The following is a 3861-nucleotide window of genomic DNA, read 5'->3' as shown; positions in this document are numbered from 1 at the left end:
GGACGATAACATAGCCGAAGAATACACCCCAACAGCTGCGCCTTCAGTGACATTGTCACTTAAGGAATAAGAAGCCAAACCACCGCTCATGTGGCGTTAATTACGCGCTATGCGCTATCGCGGCCAATCCGGGCTTGTTGGTGAAGGTAATGATACCGCGCGACTGCGAGATGAGCTCGCGTTTATGGAAATCATTCAGCACACGGGAAATGACTTCGCGCGCGGTGCCGAGTTCGCTGGCGAGCTCTTGATGGGTTTTGCGGATTTCCTTTAAGCCATCCCCAAGCATCAAAAGCCGTTCCGCTAAACGCACGTCGATCCTGCCGAAGGCAACATCATCGACAACACGCAACAGGTCGATAAGCCTACGTGAGTAGGCTGCAAACACAAAGTTTCGGAACGCATCTTCCTCTGCTGCAAGTCGGTCAAACGCTGGTTTGGGCAGGACGATTGCTGTTACATCCGTTTCGGCAATTCCTTCGGCGTTATATGCTTCTTCGGCCAATATGCAGGCTGTCGTGAGAACACAGCTATCGCCTGCTTCGACACGGTAAAGAACAATCTCGCGGCCACTATCAGAACTTTGAGACACGCGAATACGACCCTCATACAAAAAGAAAAGGCTCTCGGGCACGTTCATCGGTCCAAAGACCTGATCCCCACGTTTGATATGGATCACGCGGGCAGTAGCGGTCAGGCGTTTACGAACAGCGGCGGGTAGCGCAGCAGTTCCGGCAAAACGTTCGGTCCAATCAAAATGTGTCATTTAACGCTCCGTTTTGTTCGGATCATGATGCCATTTTTCAGGCTTGGAATACATCGCAATAATGCGCGAGAGTTTGCAGTAGCGACGGTGTGAGGCAGTTCAAAAGTGCGCAGCGTGGATTGTATGACTGAACGTGCATATTAAATGCGAAATAATGCCAGCTACGTGACATTGTCACGGATTTGCTGGCTGATAATTACGATAATGATTGCAGACATTAAACGGAGATAAACATGCCCCTACTTCTTGGAGACACAGTTCCAGATTTCACCGCAGAAACCACGAACGGCCCCCTATCGTTTCATGATTGGATCGGGGACGAATGGGCGTTCTTTTTCAGCCACCCCGCGGATTTCACGCCAGTTTGCACAACGGAAATGGGCCGGACAGCACAGTTGGCTGAAAATTTTGCCCAACGCGGCGTAAAGCCAATTGGCCTAAGCACTGATCATGTTTCAGAGCACCTTAAGTGGATTGAAGATGTGAATGATACCCAAAGTACAACGCTGCGTTTTCCTATTGTTGCGGACCCAGACTGCGAAGTTGCGAAGCTTTATGAGATGATTCACCCCGGTGAGTCGCAAACGGCTGCGGTCCGGTCTGTCTTCATCATCGACCCCAATAAAAAGCTGCGTCTGACAATGACGTACCCGATGAGCGTCGGTCGTAACTTCGATGAAATTCTGCGCGTGATCGATGCGTTGCAAACTGGCGATGCCAATGGTGTTGCGACACCAGCCGATTGGCGTCCGGGTGATCTTGCGATCATTCCGCCTTCCGTTTCAAATTCTGAAGCCACGGTGAAGTTCCCGCAAGGGTTTGATGAAATCCGCCCATATTTGCGCACTGTCGATGTCAGCGGCAAATAAAATGCTACGTCGAAAGGGCGCGTTTGATTGATGCAAGCGTTGCCCTTTCGCACTACCTACAAAACCAGGCTCTGTCTGGTTGCGCGCGACGTTATCTTGGTGCCAAAAGCTTCGTAAAATTGGGGTTTTAGGGTAGGGGCCGTGATGCTTTTGGAACGCAAGACCAACCTTAAACGCCCCAATCTGAGACCCGCTTGTTCAGCGATTTGCATTTCGCTTTTCCCGACACATTCACGCAATAAAAAACAGCGCCCTCCATCAAAGAGGACGCTGATTAAAATTCGTACAGTAGCTGGGTTGCCGTGCTTTAAAGCATACCTTCGCGTTGGGCCTTTTTACGTGCAAGCTTGCGCTGGCGGCTGATAGCCTCTTTTTGCTCGCGCGCTTTTCTCACTGATGGCTTCTCGAAATGTTGCTTGAGCTTCATTTCACGAAACACACCTTCGCGCTGCAATTTTTTCTTAAGCGCGCGTAGAGCTTGATCGACGTTGTTGTCGCGTACACTGACTTCCATTTGATCTCTGCCGTATTTGGAAAAATTAATTGACGCTCACATCGCAGTAAATCGAGGAGAAATCAAACGGAATCTACCCCAGATAACCAGACTCTCTTGTTTTTGGGCGATTGATGGCGCGTATCCGTGAGTATTGTGGAGCGCTACGCGTAAAAACCACCGCATACTTCTTTGCCAAAATTTATTCCTAATCGCGTGACGGCGTCAGCTAATCTGATTGCTTTGGTCGGGCATCAAGGGATTGGTAGGGCCGGAGTAAGTAGCCATGTGGTTCCGCGACGATGAATTGAGGTTCCCAACTTCCTGCTCTTCGCAGCGGTACCATTCGTCCTCTGGAGTTGAGGAGTAGTGCGTTACCTGCGACTTCTAAGGCGGCTAAAAGCGGAGTTATGTTTGGCACCTCAATCAGAACATTTAACCCCTGCCCAAACGGGTAAACTGATGGCAAATGCCCGCCATGGAAAGTACGGCCGAGCCCGATCTGATTAAGCATCAATTCCTCATTGCCAAGATTTAAGTAACAAAAACCCCGATCGGCCCTCTCGTACTTGCAAGTGAACCCAAGGACATCGCGGTAGAAGTTTTTCGAGGCGATCCAATCCGTCACAGCCAATTCGGGTACAAGCGAGTTTTCCACTAATTGTCCTCCATCCGTGGTTGCGATGCGGCAATTGAAGAATCAGTTAGCGCAACAGTGTTTGATGAAGTGGGCAACGTGCTTAAGCAGTTCATCCTCAGCGGAGAGCAGAGGAAAGGTGGGCACACACGTACTGTGTATCTCAACCAGCGGCTTCGTAAGGCGCTTGGACTCTTTGATGCTGAGCGTATTCTAGAACGCTGAGCGGGCAAGATTTATACACTTAAGTCACGTACTTGAATTCGGGATCAGAAGCGGCAATAATCACCACTCATCATAAACGCCCCCCCCAACTACTTACACAAGCAAATGAATGCGATAACATTAACTATGCCTAAACCGTTTTCAATGCTTCCCGATAAATCATTAATTGTTTCAGTAGACTCAGAACCAGCCGTTGCTGTATTTTCTCAAAATCTAACCATTATTGGTAGCGTTTTTACTACAGGCGCAATACATGTTGAGGGACAAATCGATGGCGATATCAACGCACAAACCGTTGTTTTAGGCGAGACAGGCAGAGTAAGAGGCAGCATCACGAGCGATTACGTCATAGTCAATGGCAGCGTGACTGGTGATGTAATTGGTGAAAACGTACAACTGCAAGCGTCAGCGTCGATCAATGGAACTGTTTTCTACCGTAAAGTAGGGATTAGAATAGGTGCGTCAGTTGCGAAATTACGCCGTATTTAGGCATAATTGTTTTCTGTAAGTGGCTTCTTAACTCGGACAGACTAACGTTGGTATTATTGTAATCTTGTAAATCCTTAGAGACACCTAGCGCCCTTTAGAAGACACGCACGCTCGTTCACCTGAAGAGAGGTAGATTGAGCCTGAGGCGTCAACCCGATCCGTGATTTTGCGTAGTTACTCCCTTAAGTAAATTAGAAGCTTTGCAAAATAGCCTTTATTAGTTATGGCTGCATTTCACTTCCAATTTAAACTAGGGAGTCTGACTTTGCCTACCTAAAGCGCTAAGCTGGGGATGGCTTCTATCGAAGCATAGTCCCCGACAATTACAGCCGCTATATCGTCGTTTGGAAGCTCTGCACAAACAAGTCGGCTAAGGATGTCG

At 48.7% G+C, this 3861-nt stretch carries 4 protein-coding genes; 2 read left to right on the top strand and 2 right to left on the bottom strand.

The annotated features are described in order from the left end of the window. Positions 1-100: 100 nt before the first annotated feature. A complete protein-coding gene (locus ACTF5M_RS11270; protein WP_438961060.1) occupies positions 101-766 on the bottom strand; it encodes a Crp/Fnr family transcriptional regulator in 666 nt (221 codons plus the stop codon). A 233-nt stretch (positions 767-999) separates the two neighbouring features. On the opposite strand from ACTF5M_RS11270, the gene ACTF5M_RS11265 reads away from it, so the two are divergent. Beyond that, positions 1000-1635 carry a peroxiredoxin gene (locus ACTF5M_RS11265; protein WP_438961059.1) on the top strand — a complete coding sequence of 212 codons (636 nt, stop codon included), beginning with the start codon at positions 1000-1002 and terminating at the stop codon, positions 1633-1635. Between the two features lie 307 nt (positions 1636-1942). Here ACTF5M_RS11265 and rpsU read toward each other — a convergent pair whose 3' ends face one another. Further along, the gene (gene rpsU / locus ACTF5M_RS11260) at positions 1943-2149 is read right to left on the bottom strand and encodes a 30S ribosomal protein S21 (RefSeq protein WP_438961058.1); all 207 of its coding nucleotides are present in this window, start codon (positions 2147-2149) and stop codon (positions 1943-1945) included. Positions 2150-3095: 946 nt separating this feature from the next. Here rpsU and ACTF5M_RS11255 point away from each other — a divergent pair. Beyond that, entirely contained in the window at positions 3096-3479 is a 384-nt protein-coding gene (locus ACTF5M_RS11255) for a bactofilin family protein (RefSeq protein ID WP_438961057.1), read from the top strand. Positions 3480-3861: the final 382 nt, after the last annotated feature.

The organism is Nereida sp., assembly GCF_965655635.1.
In the GTDB taxonomy this organism is placed as follows: Bacteria; Pseudomonadota; Alphaproteobacteria; order Rhodobacterales; family Rhodobacteraceae; genus Nereida.
Note: the sequence above shows the minus strand (reverse complement) of the source record. Positions and strands in the feature narration are given on the sequence as shown.